The 18,208-nt window shown below is 70.5% G+C and carries 17 protein-coding genes; 7 read left to right on the top strand and 10 right to left on the bottom strand.

Annotated elements, in window-relative coordinates; all coding sequences use genetic code 11:
* Positions 1-78: 78 nt before the first annotated feature.
* The 3 genes from ACQCO7_RS31240 to ACQCO7_RS31230 all read right to left on the bottom strand — a co-directional run bounded on the left by ACQCO7_RS31240 (position 79) and on the right by ACQCO7_RS31230 (position 3,596).
* Positions 79-762 (bottom strand): response regulator transcription factor, encoded by a 684-nt coding sequence (locus ACQCO7_RS31240; RefSeq protein ID WP_464074925.1) that lies wholly within the window; start codon positions 760-762, stop codon positions 79-81.
* On the bottom strand, positions 759-2,009 hold the full coding sequence (locus tag ACQCO7_RS31235) for a sensor histidine kinase (RefSeq protein WP_464074924.1): 1,251 nt from the start codon (positions 2,007-2,009) through the stop codon (positions 759-761). The genes ACQCO7_RS31240 and ACQCO7_RS31235 overlap by 4 nt, the downstream gene beginning before the upstream one ends.
* A 147-nt stretch (positions 2,010-2,156) precedes the next feature.
* Positions 2,157-3,596, bottom strand: coding sequence for a gamma-aminobutyraldehyde dehydrogenase (locus tag ACQCO7_RS31230; RefSeq protein WP_464074923.1), 1,440 nt, complete (start codon positions 3,594-3,596; stop codon positions 2,157-2,159).
* Between the two features lie 184 nt (positions 3,597-3,780).
* Between ACQCO7_RS31230 and ACQCO7_RS31225 the strand changes: the two genes are divergently transcribed.
* The 7 genes from ACQCO7_RS31225 (at position 3,781) to ACQCO7_RS31195 (ending at position 10,523) form a co-directional block, all read left to right on the top strand.
* Positions 3,781-4,260, top strand: a complete 480-nt coding sequence (locus ACQCO7_RS31225) for an Lrp/AsnC family transcriptional regulator (RefSeq protein ID WP_010353815.1) — start codon at positions 3,781-3,783, stop codon at positions 4,258-4,260.
* Positions 4,257-5,615, top strand: coding sequence for an aspartate aminotransferase family protein (locus tag ACQCO7_RS31220; RefSeq protein ID WP_464074922.1), 1,359 nt, complete (start codon positions 4,257-4,259; stop codon positions 5,613-5,615). The genes ACQCO7_RS31225 and ACQCO7_RS31220 overlap by 4 nt, the downstream gene beginning before the upstream one ends.
* 181 nt (positions 5,616-5,796) lie before the next feature.
* Positions 5,797-6,537 (top strand): ABC transporter ATP-binding protein, encoded by a 741-nt coding sequence (locus ACQCO7_RS31215; protein ID WP_464074921.1) that lies wholly within the window; start codon positions 5,797-5,799, stop codon positions 6,535-6,537.
* Entirely contained in the window at positions 6,519-7,985 is a 1,467-nt protein-coding gene (locus ACQCO7_RS31210; protein ID WP_464074920.1) for a hypothetical protein, read from the top strand. Before ACQCO7_RS31215 ends, ACQCO7_RS31210 begins: the two co-directional genes overlap by 19 nt.
* Before the next feature lie 99 nt (positions 7,986-8,084).
* Positions 8,085-8,507: a VOC family protein gene (locus ACQCO7_RS31205; RefSeq protein ID WP_464074919.1), complete on the top strand. Its 423-nt coding sequence runs from the start codon at positions 8,085-8,087 to the stop codon at positions 8,505-8,507.
* Between the two features lie 23 nt (positions 8,508-8,530).
* Positions 8,531-9,673 (top strand): LOG family protein, encoded by a 1,143-nt coding sequence (locus tag ACQCO7_RS31200; protein WP_464074918.1) that lies wholly within the window; start codon positions 8,531-8,533, stop codon positions 9,671-9,673.
* A gap of 157 nt (positions 9,674-9,830) precedes the next feature.
* Positions 9,831-10,523 (top strand): LAETG motif-containing sortase-dependent surface protein, encoded by a 693-nt coding sequence (locus ACQCO7_RS31195; protein WP_464074917.1) that lies wholly within the window; start codon positions 9,831-9,833, stop codon positions 10,521-10,523.
* 120 nt (positions 10,524-10,643) lie between these two features.
* Here ACQCO7_RS31195 and ACQCO7_RS31190 read toward each other — a convergent pair whose 3' ends face one another.
* From ACQCO7_RS31190 to frr, 7 genes are all read right to left on the bottom strand, one after another.
* Positions 10,644-11,417 carry a maleylpyruvate isomerase family mycothiol-dependent enzyme gene (locus ACQCO7_RS31190; protein ID WP_464074916.1) on the bottom strand — a complete coding sequence of 258 codons (774 nt, stop codon included), beginning with the start codon at positions 11,415-11,417 and terminating at the stop codon, positions 10,644-10,646.
* A gap of 9 nt (positions 11,418-11,426) precedes the next feature.
* Entirely contained in the window at positions 11,427-12,452 is a 1,026-nt protein-coding gene (locus tag ACQCO7_RS31185; RefSeq protein ID WP_464074915.1) for an ABC transporter ATP-binding protein, read from the bottom strand.
* Positions 12,453-14,051, bottom strand: a complete 1,599-nt coding sequence (locus tag ACQCO7_RS31180; protein WP_464077328.1) for an ABC transporter permease — start codon at positions 14,049-14,051, stop codon at positions 12,453-12,455. It abuts the gene before it with no gap.
* Between the two features lie 14 nt (positions 14,052-14,065).
* Positions 14,066-15,100 (bottom strand): thiamine ABC transporter substrate-binding protein, encoded by a 1,035-nt coding sequence (locus ACQCO7_RS31175; protein ID WP_464077327.1) that lies wholly within the window; start codon positions 15,098-15,100, stop codon positions 14,066-14,068.
* Positions 15,101-15,270: 170 nt separating this feature from the next.
* The gene (gene rlmN, locus ACQCO7_RS31170) at positions 15,271-16,377 is read right to left on the bottom strand and encodes a dual-specificity RNA methyltransferase RlmN (RefSeq protein ID WP_464074914.1); all 1,107 of its coding nucleotides are present in this window, start codon (positions 16,375-16,377) and stop codon (positions 15,271-15,273) included.
* 101 nt (positions 16,378-16,478) lie between these two features.
* Positions 16,479-17,576, bottom strand: coding sequence for a phosphatidate cytidylyltransferase (locus ACQCO7_RS31165; RefSeq protein ID WP_464074913.1), 1,098 nt, complete (start codon positions 17,574-17,576; stop codon positions 16,479-16,481).
* Complete coding sequence (gene frr / locus ACQCO7_RS31160; RefSeq protein WP_055720515.1) at positions 17,576-18,133, bottom strand: ribosome recycling factor; 558 nt, start codon at positions 18,131-18,133, stop codon at positions 17,576-17,578. Before frr ends, ACQCO7_RS31165 begins: the two co-directional genes overlap by 1 nt.
* Positions 18,134-18,208: the final 75 nt, after the last annotated feature.

Raw genomic sequence — 18,208 nt, 5'->3', positions numbered from 1 at the left:
GTCACCCCCAGGCTCTTCGACAGCCGTGCCCGCGTCGTCGTACCACCGCTGTCACCTGTGTACTACCAGCGCTGTACGTCAGAACCCCTGCGGAGAGGGACGCACGAGCCCGGTCTGGTACGCGATGACGACGAGCTGGGCCCGGTCCCGGGCGCCCAGCTTCGTCATGGCCCGATGGATGTGCGTCCGCACGGTCAGCACGCTCAGCGTCAGCTCCCGCGCGATCTCGTCGTTGGACTTCCCCTCGGCCGCGAACACGGTCACCTCCCGTTCCCGGGGCGTCAGTTCGGCCAGTTTCTCCGGGGCGGCGAGGAGGTTGCCGGGCGCGGCGGGCGAGGTGAGGAACCGGGTGATCAGCGCCCGGGTGGCCCCCGGCGACAGCAGCGCCTCCCCCGAGGCGACCACCCTGATGCCGTTGAGCAGCACGTCGGTCGTGACGTACTTCCCGAGGAACCCGCTGGCCCCCACCTTGAGCGCCTGCGCGACGTACTCCTCGGTCTCGAACATGGTCAGCACCAGCACCCGCGTACCGCACAGCTCGTGATCGGCGCAGATCTCCGCCGTGGCGGCGAGCCCGTCGGCGCCCGGCATACGGATGTCCATCAGCACCACGTCGGGCCGCTGCTCCCGCGCCAGCCGCACGGCCTCGCGCCCGTTCACGGCCTCCCCGACGACCTTCATGTCGTCGCAGGAGTCGATGAGCAGCCGGAAGGTGCCGCGCAGGAGGGCCTGGTCGTCGGCGAGCAGGACACGGATCGTCACAAGGGTGCCTTGTCTTCGGGGTTTTCGGGGTTTCCGGGGTTTCCGGGGTTTTCGCGGTTTTCGGGGTGGGTCCGGTGGTGCAGGGGCAGCGCCGTCGTCACCTGGAACCCGCCCTCGGGGCGGGGCCCGGCGTGGAGGTCGCCGCCGACGGAGTGGGCGCGTTCACGCATGCCCATGAGGCCGAAGCCGCCAGGGCTGGGAGGTGCGAGAGCGGTGCCCTCGTTGGTGACGGTGATGAGGAGACGGGCACCCTGGTAGGCGAGGCGGATCTCGGCGCCGTGGCCGTGGCCGTGCTTGGTGACGTTGGTCAGGGCCTCCTGGATGATCCGGTACGCCGTGAGGTCGACGCCGGGCAGGAGGGGCTGGGGGTCGCCCTCGACGAGGACCGTGACGCCCAGGCCCGCCGAGCGGCAGCCCGCGATCAGGTCGGGGAGGCGGTCGAGGCCGGGGGTGGGTTCGAGGGGGTCGGGGTCGTCGGAGCTGCGCAGGATGCCGACCGTGGCGCGCAGTTCGAGGAGCGCCGAGGACGTCGTCCCGGCCAGCTCGGCGAGGATCTTCTGGGCCTGCTCGGGGTGGGTGCGGGCGAGGTGGGCGGCGGTGCCCGCCTGCGCGTTGGCGACGGCCATGTGGTGGGCGACCACGTCGTGCAGCTCACGGGCGATGCGCATCCGCTCCTCCGTGACCCGCAGCCGGGCCTCCTCCTCGCGGGTGCGTTCCGCGTGCGCGGCCCTGGCCTGCACGGATTCGAGGTAGGCGCGCCGCAGCCGGGAGCGGGAGCCGATGGCGACGGGGAACATCAGCCACAGCCCGGTGCCGACCGTCTTGAGGAGGAACAGGTTCCAGGTCGGGTCGACGGCGACGCCGGTGACGGCGAGGGCGCCCGTCGTCGTCCAGGCGTACGTCCGGCTGGTCCGGTGGTCGGTCAGGGCCGCGATCCAGTACAGGGCCGTCATCACCGGGGTCAGCAGCATCGGACTCGGCAGGTATCCCAGCCCGATCAGCGTCATCGCGCCCGCCGCGGTGACCAGCAGTACCCCGCGCGGCCACCGGCGGCACCCCGCCACGGCGAGGCTCAGCACCACCGCCAGGACGGTCACGAACAGCTTGGGCGCGTTGTCGTCCGGCGCCGGGTTCCCGTCCGTGCTGATCGACACGCCGAACTGGACGCAGGCGTACAGGGCGACCGCCGTCAGCGCGTCCACGGTCCGTGGATGCAGGTCGGCGTACCGCTCCAGGCTGTTGGCCATCGGTCCTCTCCGGCTCGGTGCTGCGTCGTCCATGGTGAACGATGCCTGTTCGCACCGGCCGGGGCATCCTGCCTGAGCTGGCGATACGTATACCGAAGGCGGAGGACGGCGTACTACGTCCGCGGTACGCCGCCCTCCCCGGCGCCCCTACGCGTCCAGCGACGTCATGACGTGCTTGATCCGCGTGTAGTCCTCGAACCCGTACCCGGACAGGTCCTTGCCGTAGCCGGACTTCTTGAACCCGCCGTGCGGCATCTCGGCGACCAGCGGGATGTGCGTGTTGATCCACACGCACCCGAAGTCGAGCCGCTTGGACATGCGCATGGCGCGCCCGTGGTCCTTGGTCCACACGGAGGAGGCCAGCGCGTAGTCGACGCCGTTGGCCCACTCGACGGCCTGGTCCTCGTCGGTGAAGGACTGCACGGTGATGACCGGGCCGAAGACCTCGTTCTGGATGATCTCGTCGTCCTGCTTGAGCCCGGAGACGACGGTCGGCGCGTAGAAGTACCCGGTCTCGCCGACCCGGTGCCCGCCCGCCTCGACCTTGGCGTGCGCGGGCAGCCGCTCGATGAACCCGGAGACCTGCTTGAGCTGGTTCGGGTTGTTGAGCGGCCCGAACAGCACGTCCTCGTCGTCCGGGTGCCCGGTCTTCGTGTCGGCGGCGGCCTTGGCGAGCGCGGCCACGAACTCGTCGTGGATGGAGGCCTGTACGAGGACGCGGGTGGCCGCCGTGCAGTCCTGGCCGGCGTTGAAGAACCCGGCGACGGAGATGTCCTCGACGGCCTTGGCGAGGTCGGTGTCCTCGAAGACCACGACGGGAGCCTTGCCGCCCAGCTCCAGGTGGACCCGCTTGAGGTCCTTGGACGCGGACTCGGCGACGGACATGCCCGCCCGCACGGACCCGGTGATGGAGGCCATGGCCGGGGTGGGGTGCTCGACCATGCTGCGCCCGGTGTCGCGGTCGCCGCAGACGACGTTGAAGACGCCGGTCGGCAGGATCGACCCCATGATCTCGGCCATGAGGACGGTGGACGCCGGGGTCGTGTCGGAGGGCTTCAGCACGACCGTGTTGCCCGCGGCGAGGGCCGGCGCGAACTTCCAGACGGCCATCATCATCGGGTAGTTCCAGGGCGCGACCTGCGCGCAGACCCCGACCGGCTCACGCCGGACGATGGAGGTCATGCCGTCCATGTACTCCCCGGCGGAGCGCCCTTCCAGCATCCGCGCGGCGCCCGCGAAGAACCGGATCTGGTCGACCATGGGCGGGATCTCTTCGGTCCGGGTGAGCCCGACCGGCTTCCCGGTGTTCTCGACCTCGGTGGCGATCAGATCCTCGGCGCGCTCCTCGAACGCGTCGGCGATCTTCAGCAGCGCCCGCTGCCGCTCGGCGGGGGTGGTGTCGCGCCAGCCGGGGAACGCGGCTGCGGCGGCGGCCATGGCGGCGTCGACGTCGGCGTCGCCGGACAGGGGGGCGGTCGCGTACGCCTCGCCCGTGACGGGGTTGACGACCTCGGTGGTCCGCCCGTCGGCGGCGTCACGGAACTCGCCGCCTATGTAGTTGCGCAGCCGACGCAATTCGGTGCTCACGGCCGGTTCCTCCCGGTATCGCAGGTGTCCACTGACTGAGACACCACCCTAGTCCGCCGAATCGGTTTTCCAACACCCCCACCCCCACCTCTCTTGCGAAATCCGCAGATCTGAGCCACCGTGACAACGGATTTCATCGAAACGGCCTTGCGGGACGAACGAGACGTCATGCAGAGTGACCCTCGTGGCCAACCGAAGCACCGACAAGCCCCCCGGCAAGCACCTCGACTCCGTGAGCCTCGCGATCATCGAGCAGCTCCAGGAGGACGGCCGCCGCCCCTACGCGGCGATCGGCAAGGCCGTCGGCCTCTCCGAGGCGGCGGTGCGCCAGCGCGTCCAGAAACTCCTCGACCAGGGCGTCATGCAGATCGTCGCGGTCACGGACCCGCTGACCGTCGGCTTCCGGCGGCAGGCGATGGTCGGGGTCCACGTCGAGGGCGACGTCGAGGCGGTGGCGGACGCGCTCACGGCCATGGACGAGTGCGAGTACGTGGTGATGACGGCGGGCTCCTTCGACCTGATGGTGGAGATCGTCTGCGAGGACGACGACCACCTCCTGGAGGTCATCAACCACCGCATCCGGGCCGTCCCCGGTGTGCGCTCCACCGAGAGCTTCGTCTACCTGAAGCTCAAGAAGCAGACCTACATGTGGGGAACCCGATGAAGGACCTGAGCAAGTCCGCGTACGACCACCTGTGGATGCACTTCACCCGCATGTCGTCGTACGAGAACTCCCCCGTCCCGACGATCGTGCGCGGCGAGGGCACCTACATCTACGACGACAAGGGCCGCCGCTACCTCGACGGCCTGGCGGGCCTCTTCGTCGTCCAGGCCGGGCACGGCCGCACCGAGCTCGCCGAGACGGCGTTCAAGCAGGCGCAGGAGCTGGCGTTCTTCCCGGTGTGGTCGTACGCGCACCCGAAGGCGATCGAGCTGGCGGAGCGCCTCGCGTCGGAGGCCCCGGGCGATCTGAACAAGGTGTTCTTCACGACCGGCGGCGGCGAGGCCGTCGAGACGGCGTGGAAGCTGGCGAAGCAGTACTTCAAGCTGACCGGCAAGCCCACGAAGCACAAGGTCATATCCCGGACGGTCGCCTACCACGGCACCACCCACGGCGCCCTCTCCATCACCGGCCTCCCCGGGCTGCGTGCCCCCTTCGAGCCCCTCGTCCCCGGCGCGCACAAGGTCGCGAACACCAACATCTACCGCGCCCCGATCCACGGCGACGACCCGGTCGCGTTCGGCCGCTGGGCCGCCGACCAGATCGAGCAGCAGATCCTCTTCGAGGGCCCGGACACGGTCGCGGCGGTCTTCCTGGAGCCCGTCCAGAACGCGGGCGGCTGCTTCCCGCCGCCGCCGGGCTACTTCCAGCGGGTGCGCGAGATCTGCGACCAGTACGACGTGCTGCTCGTCTCGGACGAGGTGATCTGCGCGTTCGGACGGCTCGGTACGACGTTCGCGTGCGACAAGTTCGGCTACGTACCGGACATGATCACCTGCGCGAAGGGCATGACCTCGGGCTACTCCCCGATCGGCGCCTGCGTCATCTCGGACCGCCTCGCCGAGCCCTTCTACCGGGACGACAACGCCTTCCTGCACGGCTACACCTTCGGCGGCCACCCCGTCTCGGCGGCCGTCGCCCTCGCCAACCTCGACCTCTTCGAGCGCGAGAACCTCAACCAGCACGTCCTCGACAACGAGTCCGCGTTCCGCGCGACCCTGGAGAAGCTCCACGACCTCCCGATCGTCGGCGACGTCCGCGGCAACGGCTTCTTCTACGGCATCGAACTCGTCAAGGACAAGGCGACGAAGCAGTCCTTCGACGCGGACGAGACCGAGCGCATCATCTACGGCTACCTCTCCAAGGCCCTCTTCGAGAACGGCCTGTACTGCCGCGCCGACGACCGGGGCGACCCGGTCGTGCAGCTCGCGCCGCCGCTGATCGCGAACCAGGAGACGTTCGACGAGATCGAGCAGATCCTGCGGACGACGCTGACGGAGGCGTGGTCAAAGCTCTGATCGTCTGATGTACGGCCCCGCGCGCGCCCGTTCGAGTGAGAAACGGCGTCGCGGGGCCGTGTGCTGTCCGGCATCCACAAACCCCCTGCCTAGCGTGCAGTGACCGATCCCCCCTGCCTTTCGTTCACCCGCACGGGGGATCGGACACGGGAACTACGGATCTGAACGAAGGTGTACGCCCATGGAGGCCCCGCCGGACAACGACGTGCTCTGGGCACGCTCCCTGCACTTCACGCACCGCGACGGCTCCCCCGGCCTCGGCGGCGTCTCGGTGGGCATCCGCGAGGGCGAGATCCTCGCCGTCACCGGGCCACGCGGGAGCGGCAAGACGACGCTGCTGCGCTGTCTCTCCGGCCTGACCCCCGCCCAGCGCGGCGAGGTCTGGTTCAACAGCGTCCCCGTCCACACGATGGGCCCGGTCGCCCGCGAACGGCTCCGCCGCGACCGCTTCGGCTGGATCGACCCGGCGCCGACGCTGGTCCCCGAGCTGAACGTGTGGGAGAACGCGGCGCTGCCCCTCATGCTGCGCGGTACGAGCCGCCGCCGTGCCAAGGCCGCCGCGCTGGAGTGGCTGGAGCGGCTCGACGTCGGGGACAAGGCGCGTGCGCGGCCGGGGGAGTTGACGCAGGCGGAGCGGCAACGGGTGTGCATCACCAGGGCGTTGGCACCGGCGCCGTCGGTCCTCTTCGCCGACGAGCCGACGGCGCCCCTCCACCGGGCGGACCGGGCCCACGTGTTGAGGACGCTCACGACAGCGGCCCGCTCGCACGGCATCACGGTGGTCCTGGCGACCGGTGACCCGGACACGGCGGCGCTGGCCGACCGCACGATGCCGCTCCTGGACGGCCGCCGCGTCACCACCGTCCACCTCCCCCCGCCCACCGACCCGGAAGGCCGCCCCGCGTGCTCGCTCTCCGCCTGACCCGAGCCGCCCACCCGGCAGTCCACGCACGCCGCCTGGCGGTCTCGGCGGCGGCGACAGGAACGGGCTTCCTGCTCCTCTCCACGCTGGGCCACGCCCTGACGCACCCCGAGGCGACGGCCTCCTCGGCCCTGCGCCTGGCCTGGTGCGCGATCCCGCTGACGGCAACGGTCTACTTCGCGATGGCGGTGGCCCGCACGGACCCGGCGACCCGCCCACGCCCGGGCCTGGCCGCGATCGGCCTGGGCCCGGCGCGCCTGATGGCGGTCTCGGCGACGACAACGGCGCTGTCGACGCTGTTCGGCTCGACGCTGGCGCTCCTGATCTTCCTGCACCTCCGCGGCGACCTGACGGGCCTCCCCTTCGACGGAGCGGCCTCGGACTTCCTGGCAGCCAACCACCCCCTCCCCCTGCCGGCCTCCCTGACCCTCCTCGCGCTGATCCCCCTGACTTCCTCAGCGGCGGTGGCCCTGATGCTCCGCCCAAGAGACACCCAGGTAGCGGCCCGAGCAACACGCCGAGCCTTCGGAGGCTTCGGCAAGGGAAGCGCAAGAGAGACGTTCGGCTCGTACGGAAGGTTCGGGGCACGCGGGGGTGACAAACGCAAGGCCGAACCGGCTGAGGAGGAATCTCCCATCGCCGTAGCTACGGACAGCCACGCCACCCCCACCGCCCCGCACCCACTCCACTCGCCCCGCGTAGCTGCGGGCAGTCGTGCCGCTAGGGGCGGCACGGGTGGGCGCAGCAGCACCCCGCAAGCGCGGGCAAGCGCCAACGCCCCCACCCCAGCCCCCACCGGACCCGCACCCGACCACCACCCCCGCCCCACCGCACCCGCCCCACCGCACGCCCCCGCCCCCACAGCCCTCCCCTGGGGCGCAGCCACCCTCGCCGCCGGCCTGGCCGTAGAGGCGTACGCGGCCCGAACCACCTCCACCCCCCTCACCCTCCCCGCCGGCCTCCCCACAGGCCCCGCCGCAGTCCTCCTCGGCTGGACCCTCACCGCCCTGGGCCTCGCCCTCGCGGGCCCCGGCCTCACCCACCTCTGCGGCCGGCTGCTCCAGACCTTCCGCCCAGGAGCCCTACGCCTCCTCGCAGGCAGGGGCCTCATGGAGGAGTCGGCAAGAATCGGCCGCCCCCTGGGCATCCTGTGCGCGGTACTCTCCGGCGCCTACACGATGGCCACCCTGAACGGCGACAGACCGACAGGCCCCCTCTCCACCCTGGGCGCCCTCCTGGTCACCGGCTGCGCACTCGGCACACTCCTCACCGCGGCGGTGGAGTCCCGCCAGTCGAGAGCGGACACGACAGCGGCCCTCCTGAGACTGGGCGCCCCGGCGAAAACGCTCCGCACGGCGGCAGCCCTCCGCACAACGGCCCTCCTCCTGGTCTTCACCCCCCTCACGCTCGCGGTGTCCCAGCTGGCCACCCTCCCGCTGACGACGTGAAAACACGTACGAAAAAAATCTCCGACCACCGATGAGTAATGCCGACCCCCGAGGTCTACCCACCGAACACAACGAACCGATACCCACGGAGACCCCGAGATGACCACCCCCGCGTACCAGCAGATGATCTTCATCAACCTCCCCGTAGCGGACCTCGCCGCGTCGAAGAAGTTCTTCACGGACCTGGGCTACGCCCTCAACCCCCAGTTCAGCGACGACAACGCGGCCTCGGTGGTGATCAGCGACACGATCGTGGCGATGCTCCTGGTGAAGCCGTTCTACGCGACGTTCACGAAGAAGGAGATCGCGGACGCGACGAAGACCAGCGAGGTCATGATCGCGCTGAGCGCGGAGAGCCGCGCCGCCGTGGACACCTTGGTGGACCGGGCCCTGGAACTGGGCGCGACGGAGCCGAGGGACCCCCAGGACATGGAGGGCTTCATGTACGGCAGGGCCTTCGACGACCTGGACGGCCACACGTGGGAGGTCATCTGGATGAACCCGTCGGCGATCCAGGGCTGACGGGACCTGCCTAGCATGGGCGGGTGGACCAGACACCCGCCCATCGGCACGACAGCGCCCAGCCGTACGACGGCGTACCCGACCGCGAGATCGAATCCCTGCCGGAGTTCGACGAGGTGATCGCGACGGTCGGCACCCTGGCGAGATACCGCGTCCAGGCGGTGGACCTGACAACGCGTACGCCGGCGCTCCTGACAGCCGACACGACAGGCGCCGTCTTCCTGGGCTGCCCGATGACCCCGGAGGCGGACGCGCACGTGAGATCGGCGGGCGCCCTGGTGTTCCCCCCGATCCCGGGCCTCCCGTTCGACCCGTACCGGGGCCTGCTGTACACCCCGGACGAGTTGTTCGAGAGCTTGGCGGAGGGCTACGAGCACACCCCCGACGCCCAGACGTACCAGTGGTTCCAGCAGACGAAGGCCGACGGCGACATCTTCGCGTCGATGCTCCGCTCGGTGCACGACGACGCGGTCTCGGACGCGCTGGACGAAGTCCTGGTCGACACAAGGGTCGTCGGCGTGATGGGCGGCCACGCGATGGCGCGCGGCACGGACGAGTACGCCGGCGCCGCGCGCCTGGGCCGCACGCTGGCCCGAGCCGGCCTGACCGTCGCGACGGGCGGCGGCCCGGGCGCGATGGAGGCGGCGAACCTGGGCGCGTACGCGGCCCCGTTCGAGGACGCCATGCTGGAGGAGGCGCTCCAACTCCTGGCGAAGGCCCCGACGTTCACCCCGTCGGTGACCGAGTGGGCGTCGGCGGCGTTCGAGGTGCGCGCCCAATACCCCGCCGGCGGGCCATCGGTGGGGATCCCGACCTGGTTCTACGGCCACGAGCCGCCGAACGCGTTCGCCGCGCACACGGCGAAGTACTTCTCCAACGCCACCCGCGAGGACGGCCTGTTGGCGCGCTGTACGGCGGGTGTGGTGTTCCTGCCGGGCGCCGCCGGGACCGTACAGGAGATCTTCGACAACTCGACGCCGAACTACTACGAGTCGCGGGGCGAGCCGAGGCCGATGGTGCTGGTGGACGAGGCGCACTGGACCAGGCGCCTGCCCGCCTGGCCGCTGTTGGAGGCGCTGGCGAAGGACAGGGCGATGGCGTCGATGATCACGCTCGTGGACCGGATCGAGGACGCGCCGGAAGCTTTGAAACGCGCGGGTAATTAATAAGCAAGCAAAGCCGGGGGTCAAATGGGATGCGCGCGTTGACACTTCTTATGGCGCGCTTATACACCTGTGAGCCTCAAGGGGATGTTGATGCGTCCCGGATGGGGCCGGCTCCCCTTCAACCCCCCGCACTTGCGCCTCCCCGCAAAGGACAAACATGTCCATATCCCGCCGCACCGCCGCTCGTTCGGCTCGTATGCTCGGCGTAGCCGCCGCTTCCACGGCCGTCGTCCTCTCCGCGTCCACGAGCGCGTTCGCCTGCGACATCCGGGACTTCTCCGCCAGCGCCTCGTGCGACGGTGACAAAGGTGTCATCACCGTCACCGACAAGGACGCCACCGGAGTGACCGCCACGGTCGCCGTCTACCTGGAGAACAACGGCAGCGACCTCCGCAAGGTCGGAGAGCAGGAGGTGAAGGGCAGCCTCACCGGCACGACCATCACCTTCGCCGAGGACTGGCAGCCGAACGCGGAGTACCGCGTCCACGTCACGGCCGGCAAGCTCGTGAACGACGATCTCAGCGAGAACCTCACCACCCCCTCGAAGGCGTGCAAGACGGAGGAGTCCCCCTCCCCGTCGCCGTCCCCCTCGGAGTCGGAGTCCTCCCCGAGCCCGTCCCCCTCCGCGACCCCGTCCACCCCGCAGCCGTCGCCCACCCCCGGCGACAGCAGCACCCCGCTCACCCCCGTGAACAACGCCCCCACGCCCGCGGTCGGTGACTCCCACCTCGCGGAGACCGGCGCGAACTCCAACACCGGCCTGATCGCCGGCATCGCCGCGGTCCTGGTCGCCATCGGCGGCGGCGCGATCTTCTTCGGCATGCGCAGGAAGGGCAGCAGCAACCGCTGACGCCGGACACGCGGTTGTGGGCCCACCTCCCCCAAGGGGCGGGCCCACTCCGCGAGTTGACGGGCCGCGCCTCAGAAGGCGTACCCTCGCGGGCCGGCGCCCCCGACCGGCGCCCCCGCCTCACCCCATGCTCGCCCGCTCCAGCCAGTACTCCAACACCCGCCGCTCCCCCACCACTTCCACCGCGTCCAACGGCAACCGCCGATAGAACGCGAGCAGCACATCCGTGAGCGGCCCCCGCATCACCACGTCCGCCTTCTCGTGCCCCCGCCGCCACGCCACCCCGTCGGCCCCCCACTCCACGACCCACTCGGCCCCCGGCACATCGGTCGCGTGCAGATGCAGGCTCCCCCGCGAGGCCACCTCCCGCAGTTCCTCGGCGGCGACGTGCGGCATGTTCCGCTGCACCCACACGACGATCTCCAGCCACTCGTCGAGCGTGTCGACGGCCACCTCGGGCGCGACGCTGTACGGCACCCCCGCCGCGAACGCCGCGTCGGCCCCGTGCACGGTCAGCTCGTGCGTCATCCGCCGCGCCCAGAACCCGGCGTCCCACCGATCCGTCCAGGCCCACACCCGCGCCCCGGCCCCGGCGTCCCGCAGCGCCCCCACGACCCCGCGCCCGGTCTCCGCCAGCCACTCCCCGAGCGCCCCGGCATCCCCGGCGAACTCCGGCGCCACCACCTCCGGCATCCGTTCCTCGGACCGCGCCCGCACCATCCGCTCGACCCACCCGAGCGCACCCCCCACATGGCGCATCAGATCCTCGACGGACCACTCCGGGCAGGTCGGCACGGCGGCCCCGAGGTCGGCCCCGGACCCGACCATGTCCCTCAACTCCCCGACCCTCAGGGCAATCTCGTCGCAGTAACGGTCGTGAGAAAGAAGCGTCATACCCCGACGCTAGACGGATTCACCCCCGCCGAGAACGACCACTTCGGCCGCGTCGAACCCCACCCCGACGACGTCCCCGACCGCCGGCGCCGCCCGCAGAGCCACCGCTGCCTCCAGCCGGGGCGCACCCCCCTCGGGCGCCAGTTGCACGGCGACATGCGTCCCCCTGAAGGTCCGCCCGACGACGGTGCAGCGCGCCCCTTCCCCGATCCGCACCCCGGCGGCCCGCACCAGCAGATCCCGCTCCCCCTGCGCCGACCCGGCGGGCACCGGCACCTTCCCCCACGGCGTGAGCGCGAACTCCCCTTCGACACAGGCGGATACGACGTTCTCGAACCCGAGGAACCGCGCGACGAACGCGTCGGCGGGCCGCTGCCACACGTCGAGCGGCGTACCGGACTGGGCGATCCGCCCGTCCCGCATGACGACCACCCGGTCGGCGAGGGCGAACGCCTCCCCCTGATCGTGCGTGACGGCCAGCACCGTCGTCCCCAACGCCCCGAACAGCTCCCGCAGTTCGACGACGAGCCGCTCCCGCAGCGACCGGTCCAGTTGCCCCAACGGCTCGTCCAGCATGAGCAGTCGGGGCCGGGGAGCCAGCGCCCGAGCCAGCGCGACCCGCTGCTGCTCACCCCCGGACAACGCCCCGACGGCCCGCCTCCCGGCCCCGGGCAGCCCGACGAGTTCGAGCAACTCCTCGACCCGCGCCGCCTGTTCCCCCCGAGACGCACCATGCATCCGCAGCCCGAAAGCGACGTTCCCGGCGACATCCCGCTGCGGAAACAGCTGATGGTCCTGGAACATCAGCCCCACTTCCCGCCGGTGCACAGGCACCCCGCCCTGCTCCTTCCCCCCGAGCGACACCCGCCCGGCGTCGAGGGACTGGAGCCCGGCGACGACCCGCAGCAACGTCGACTTCCCGCTCCCGCTGGGCCCGAGCACACACACCACCTCGTGCTCCCCCACCTCCAGATCGACGGCGTCCAGCACGGCCCGCCCCCCGAACCGCACGGTCGCGCCCTCAAGCCTCAGCATCTACAGCTCCCCGCTCCGCTCGGTCCGCAGCCGCTCCAGCACCAGCAGGGCCACCGCGCACACCAGCATCAGGATCGTCGAAAGGGCCATCGCCTGCCCGTAGTTGAGCTCCCCGGCCCGCCCCAGCAGCCGCGCCACGGCGACGGGCAGCGTCGGGTTGTCGGGCCGCGCGATGAACACGGTCGCCCCGAACTCCCCGAGCGACACGGCGAAGGCGAACCCGGCGGCGACGAGCAACGCCCGCCGCACGAGCGGGAGATCGACCTCCCGCCACACCCGCCACGGTGACGCCCCGAGCACGGCGGCGGCTTCCCGCAGCCGCTGGTCCACCGCCCGCAGCACCGGCAGCATCGTCCGCACGACGAACGGCACCCCCACGAGCGCCTGCGCGAGCGGCACGAGAATCCACGAACTCCGCAGATCCAGCGGCGGTTCGTCGAGCGAGATCAGGAACCCGAACCCGACGGTCACCGCCGACACCCCGAGCGGCAGCATCAGCAGCGCGTCGAACCCCCGCACCAGCCGCCCCGCGTCACGCCGGGCCAGCGCGGCGGCGGCGAGTCCGCCGATCAGCACCGCGATCCCGGTCGCGACGACCGCGTACTCCAGCGAGTTGCCGATCGCCTCGATCGGCGGCACCAGGAACACGTTGCCGTCGTCGGAGGTCAGCGCCCGGTAGTACGCGAAGTCCGTGCCGCCAAGAGAGCGTTGGACCAGAACAGCGAGCGGCAGGACAAGCAGGACGGCGACGGAGAGCAACACGCAGGCGAGCAGCACCCACTGCCCCCCACGCGGCCTGCGCGCGGTCAGCGACGCGTCCACCAGCCGCAGCGCCGTCTCCCGCCGCCGTACCGTCCACGCGTGCACGGCGAGGATCGCCCCCACCGCCGCGAACTGAACGACCGTGAGGACAGCGGCCGTTGCCAGGTCGAAGATCTCGGACGTCTGCCGGTAGATCTCGACCTCCAGCGTCGAGAACGTCGGCCCGCCGAGGATCTGCACGACCCCGAACGACGTGAACGTGAACAGGAACACCATCAGCGCGGCAGCCGCGACGGCCGGTCCGAGCGCGGGGAGGGAGACGCTGAGGAACGCCCGCAGCCGCGAGGCTCCCAGCACCCGCGCCGCCTCCTCCTGACGCGGGTCGAGCTGGGCCCAGAGCCCGCCGACGGTCCGGACGACGACCGCGTAGTTGAAGAAGACGTGCGCCAGCAGGATCGCCCACACGGTCGTGTCGAGCCGTACGCCCCACAGCTCGTCGGTCAGGCCGCCGCGCCCGACGAACGCCAGGAACGCCGTACCGACGACGACCGTCGGCAGCACGAACGGGACGGTGACGACCGCGCGCAGCACCTGGCGGCCGGGGAAGTCGAGGCGGGCGAAGACGTACGCGCCCGGCAGCGCGATCAGCAGGGTCAGCGCGGTGGAGGCGAGGGCCTGCCAGGTCGTGAACCACAGGACGTGCCGGATGTCGGACTGGCCGAGGACGTCCCCCAGCCGGCCGAGCTGCCAGGTGCCGTCCGTGTGCAGGCCGCGCAGCAGGATCGCGACGACCGGGTAGGCGAAGAAGATCCCGAAGAACGCGAGCGGCAGGGCCATCAGGCCCAGCCGGACTACTTGAGGACGAGAGAGGCCCACGTCTTGACCCAGTCGTCACGGTCGGCGGCGATCTTCGCCGGGGCCATCGTCTCGGGGGACTTCGCGGCGGGGCCGAACTTCGTGAACTCGGCCGGGACAGCGGCCCCTTGGAGCACCGGGTACACGAACATGTTCAGCGGCATGTCCTGCTGGAACTCCCGGCCGATCAGGAAGTCGATCAGCGCCTTGCCGCCGGCCGTGTTCTTCGCGTTGCCGAGCAGCCCGGCGAACTCGATCTGCCGGAAGCAGGTCCCGTCGACGACACCGGTCGGCGCGGTAGCCGGCTTCGGGTCGGCGTAGATCACCTCGGCGGGCGGGGAGGAGGCGTACGACACGACGAGCGGCCGGTCCCCCTTCGCCTTCTTGCCGCCGGCCGACCCCGAGAACGCCTCGTTGTACGCCTGGTCCCAGCCGTCGACGACCTCGACGCCGTTCGCCTTCAGCTTCTTCCAGTAGTCCTGCCAGCCGTCGTCGCCGTACTTCGCGGCCGTCCCGAGCAGGAAGCCGAGCCCGGGGGAGGAGGTGGAGACGTTCTCGGTGACCAGCAGGTTCTTGTACTCGGGCTTGACCAGATCGTCGTACGACGCCGGAGGGGTCAGCTGGTGGTCGGCGAAGTACTTCTTGTCGTAGTTGACGCAGATGTCGCCGTAGTCGATGGGCGTGACCCGGTGCTTGCCGGCGTCGAGCTGGTACTCCTTGCCGACCTGCGCCAGCCCCTTCGCCTCGTACGGCTGGAAGAGGCCGTTGTCGAGGGCGCGGGACAGGAGGGTGTTGTCGACGCCGAAGAAGACGTCGCCCTGGGGGTTGTCCTTCGTCAGGATCGCCTTGTTGACGGCCTGACCGGCGTCGCCGTCGGTCAGAACCTTGACCTTGTAGCCGGAGGTCTTCTCGAAGGCGGCGAGGACGGGCTTGGAGACGGCCCAGGAGCTGTGGCTGACGAGGGTGACGGTCTTGGACGAGGTCTGGCTATCAGACTTGTCGGACGATCCGCACGCGGACAGCGCGACCATGCCGAGACCCACGGCGACGACGACGAACTTCTTCACGGTGATGACCGAACTTCCTACCCAGAATGACCTGGGCGAGGTTCAGAGGGTCTGCGGCCTGCTCACCGCACTCTCAGCGCTGTCGCGCTCCCCTGTCGGATATATGACTGCTATATGACTGTACGACTACGAGCTTACCGTTCGGTAGCGGCGAGCTGTCCACACGCCCCGTCGATCTCCTGCCCCCGGGTGTCCCGGACGGTGACCGGCACGCCGTGCGCCGCGATCGCCTCCACGAACGCCTTCTCGTCCTCGGGCCGCGACGCGGTCCACTTCGAGCCGGGCGTCGGATTGAGCGGGATCAGGTTGACGTGCACGGGCTTCCCCCGCAGCAGCCGCCCGAGCCGGTCCCCGCGCCACGCCTGGTCGTTGATGTCCCGGATCAGCGCGTACTCGATCGACAGCCGCCGCCCCGACTTCTCGACGTACTCGAACCCGGCGTCCAGCACCTCGCGGACCTTCCAGCGGGTGTTGACGGGGACGAGGGTGTCGCGCAGCTCGTCGTCCGGGGCGTGCAGGGAGATCGCGAGCCGGCACTTGAAGCCCTCGTCCGCGAACCGGTGGATCGCGGGGACGAGTCCGACGGTCGACACGGTGATCCCCCGCTGGGAGAGACCGAGGCCGTCGGGGTTCGGGTCGGTCAGCGCACGGATGGCACCGACGACGCGCTTGTAGTTGGCGAGGGGCTCGCCCATCCCCATGAACACGATGTTGGAGAGCCGGGCCGGCCCACCGGGCACGTCCCCGTCCCGAAGCGCCCGCATCCCGTCGACGATCTGATGCACGATCTCGGCGGTGGACAGGTTCCGGTCCAGCCCCGCCTGCCCCGTGGCGCAGAACGGACAGTTCATCCCGCACCCGGCCTGCGAGCTGATGCACATGGTCACCCGGTCCGGGTACCGCATCAGCACGGACTCGACGAGCGTCCCGTCGAACATCCGCCACAGCGTCTTACGGGTGGTGCCCTCATCGGTCGACAGATGCCGCACGACAGTCATCAGCTCGGGAAACAGGGCTTCCTGAAGCTTGCCGCGCGACCCGGCCGGAATGTCCGTCCACTCCGCCGGATCATGCGCGTACCGCGCGAAGTAGTGCTGCGAAAGCTGCTTCGCGCGAAACGGCTTCTCCCCGACCTCGGCAACGACCTCTTTCCGCTCGGCGGGCGAGAGGTCGGCAAGATGCCGCGGCGGCTTCTTGGCTTCGCGGGGGGCGACGAAAGTAAGTTCTCCGGGCTTAGGCATAACACCCACCAGTGTCGCAGATCCCCGCGAGTACGCCGACCGGTCGCCCTACGCGAAGAGCCCCCGCCCGGAAAGGGCGAGGGCTCAGCGCTTCGAGAACGTCAGCCGGAGCCGACGAACAGCACCAGCAGCGACCACACCACCGGCGCCGTGGGGAGCAGGGAGTCCAGGCGGTCCATGATTCCGCCGTGGCCCGGCAGCAGGGTTCCCATGTCCTTGATGCCCAGGTCACGCTTGATCATCGACTCGCCGAGGTCCCCCAGCGTGGCGCTCGCGGCGACCGCGAGGCCGAGGAGGAGGCCCTGCCACCAGGTGCCGTCCTCGATGACGTACTGCATGAGGAGCGCACCGGCGACCATGGCGAACGCGATCGCGCCGAACAGGCCCTCGCGGGTCTTGCCCGGGCTGATGCGGGGCGCGAGCTTGTGCTTGCCGAAGCGCCAGCCGACGGCGTACGCCCCCGTGTCGCTGACGACCGTCAGGACCAGGAAGACGAGGACCCGGCGGTGCCCGTCCCCGGCGGTGAGCATCAGCGCGACGAACGTGGCCAGGAAGGGCACGTAGAACGCGGCGAAGACCCCGGCGGTGACGTCCTTGAGGTACCCCTCGGGAGGTTCCGTCATCCGCCAGACGAGCACCGCGAGAGCCGTGAGCGCCATGGCGACCCAGGCCCCCTCGGGCCCCCGTACGTACCCGGCGACGACCATCGCCGCACCGCCGACGGCGAGCGGCACCAGCGGCGCCTTGATCTCCTTGCGCTCCTGGAGCCGGCTCGTCAGCTCCCACAGCCCGACGACGACGGCGACCGCTATCACCCCGACGAACACGGCCTTGACGATGAACAGCGAGGCGACGATCACCGCCCCGAGCCCGACCCCGACCCCTATGGCCGCACCCAGATCACGCCCGGCGCTCTTCTTCTGCGGCGCGGGCTGCCGCTCGTCGGCCATGGGCTCCGGTTTCTGCGGCACCGCCGCCGGGGGCTGCGCCGACGGGTTCTCGTCGTGGGGACCACCGCCCGCTGCGGCGGCCCACCGGTCGTCATCCTGGCCTGAGCCATGAGCGGGTACGTCGGGCACGATGGGCATGGGGCGAGTCTGCTGCGCCTGCGGCGCATCGTACGCGGGACCCGCCGGAGCGCCCCCCCAATACCCGGCCTGCCCGGACTGTGGCGGCGCCCCCCAGGAAGAGTCGTTCATCAGACTTCGAGCAGCTCCGCTTCTTTGTGCTTGAGCAGCTCGTCCACCTGAGCGACGTACTTCGCGGTCAGGTCGTCGAGTTCCTTCTCCGCGCGGCGGACCTCGTCCTCGCCGGACTCCTTGTCCTTGACGAGCTTGTCGAGGGTGTCCTTGGCCTTGCGGCGCACCGCGCGGATGGAGACCCGGGAGTCCTCGGCCTTGCCGCGCGCGACCTTGATGTAGTCGCGGCGCCGCTCCTCGGTCAACTCGGGGAAGTTGACGCGGATGATGTTGCCGTCGTTGCTGGGGTTCACCCCGAGGTCGGAGTCCCGGATCGCCTGCTCGATGTTGCGCAGCGCCGTCTTGTCGAACGGGGTGACGACGGCCATGCGCGGCTCCGGCACGGAGAACGAGGCCAGCTGGTTGATCGGCGTCGGCGCACCGTAGTACTCGGCGACGATCTTGTTGAACATCGCCGGGTGCGCACGGCCGGTGCGGATCGCGGCGAAGTCCTCCTTGGCGACCACGACGGCCTTCTCCATCTTCTCCTCGGCTTCGAGGAGGGTCTCTTCGATCACCACTTGCTCCTGCGTGTCTTGAGTAGGCCCGGCTGCGGTTACCTGTCGGCGGCGGCCGGCTGCGTCGCGTCTTCT

It is taken from the genome of Streptomyces saintjeani (assembly GCF_055409605.1).
This window is presented reverse-complemented; position numbering and strand designations above follow the sequence as displayed.

What these genes read in the sequence shown, in the direction of transcription:
- rlmN (WP_464074914.1), bottom strand. Translation starts at nt 16,377, where the DNA reads ATGCCTAAGCCCGGAGAACTTACTTTCGTCGCCCCCCGCGAAGCCAAG.
- ACQCO7_RS31220 (WP_464074922.1), top strand. Translation starts at nt 4,257, where the DNA reads ATGAAGGACCTGAGCAAGTCCGCGTACGACCACCTGTGGATGCACTTC.
- ACQCO7_RS31195 (WP_464074917.1), top strand. Translation starts at nt 9,831, where the DNA reads ATGTCCATATCCCGCCGCACCGCCGCTCGTTCGGCTCGTATGCTCGGC.
- ACQCO7_RS31165 (WP_464074913.1), bottom strand. Translation starts at nt 17,576, where the DNA reads ATGAACGACTCTTCCTGGGGGGCGCCGCCACAGTCCGGGCAGGCCGGG.
- ACQCO7_RS31235 (WP_464074924.1), bottom strand. Translation starts at nt 2,009, where the DNA reads ATGGCCAACAGCCTGGAGCGGTACGCCGACCTGCATCCACGGACCGTG.
- ACQCO7_RS31175 (WP_464077327.1), bottom strand. Translation starts at nt 15,100, where the DNA reads ATGGTCGCGCTGTCCGCGTGCGGATCGTCCGACAAGTCTGATAGCCAG.
- ACQCO7_RS31190 (WP_464074916.1), bottom strand. Translation starts at nt 11,417, where the DNA reads ATGACGCTTCTTTCTCACGACCGTTACTGCGACGAGATTGCCCTGAGG.
- ACQCO7_RS31205 (WP_464074919.1), top strand. Translation starts at nt 8,085, where the DNA reads ATGACCACCCCCGCGTACCAGCAGATGATCTTCATCAACCTCCCCGTA.
- ACQCO7_RS31215 (WP_464074921.1), top strand. Translation starts at nt 5,797, where the DNA reads ATGGAGGCCCCGCCGGACAACGACGTGCTCTGGGCACGCTCCCTGCAC.
- ACQCO7_RS31180 (WP_464077328.1), bottom strand. Translation starts at nt 14,051, where the DNA reads ATGGCCCTGCCGCTCGCGTTCTTCGGGATCTTCTTCGCCTACCCGGTC.
- ACQCO7_RS31185 (WP_464074915.1), bottom strand. Translation starts at nt 12,452, where the DNA reads ATGCTGAGGCTTGAGGGCGCGACCGTGCGGTTCGGGGGGCGGGCCGTG.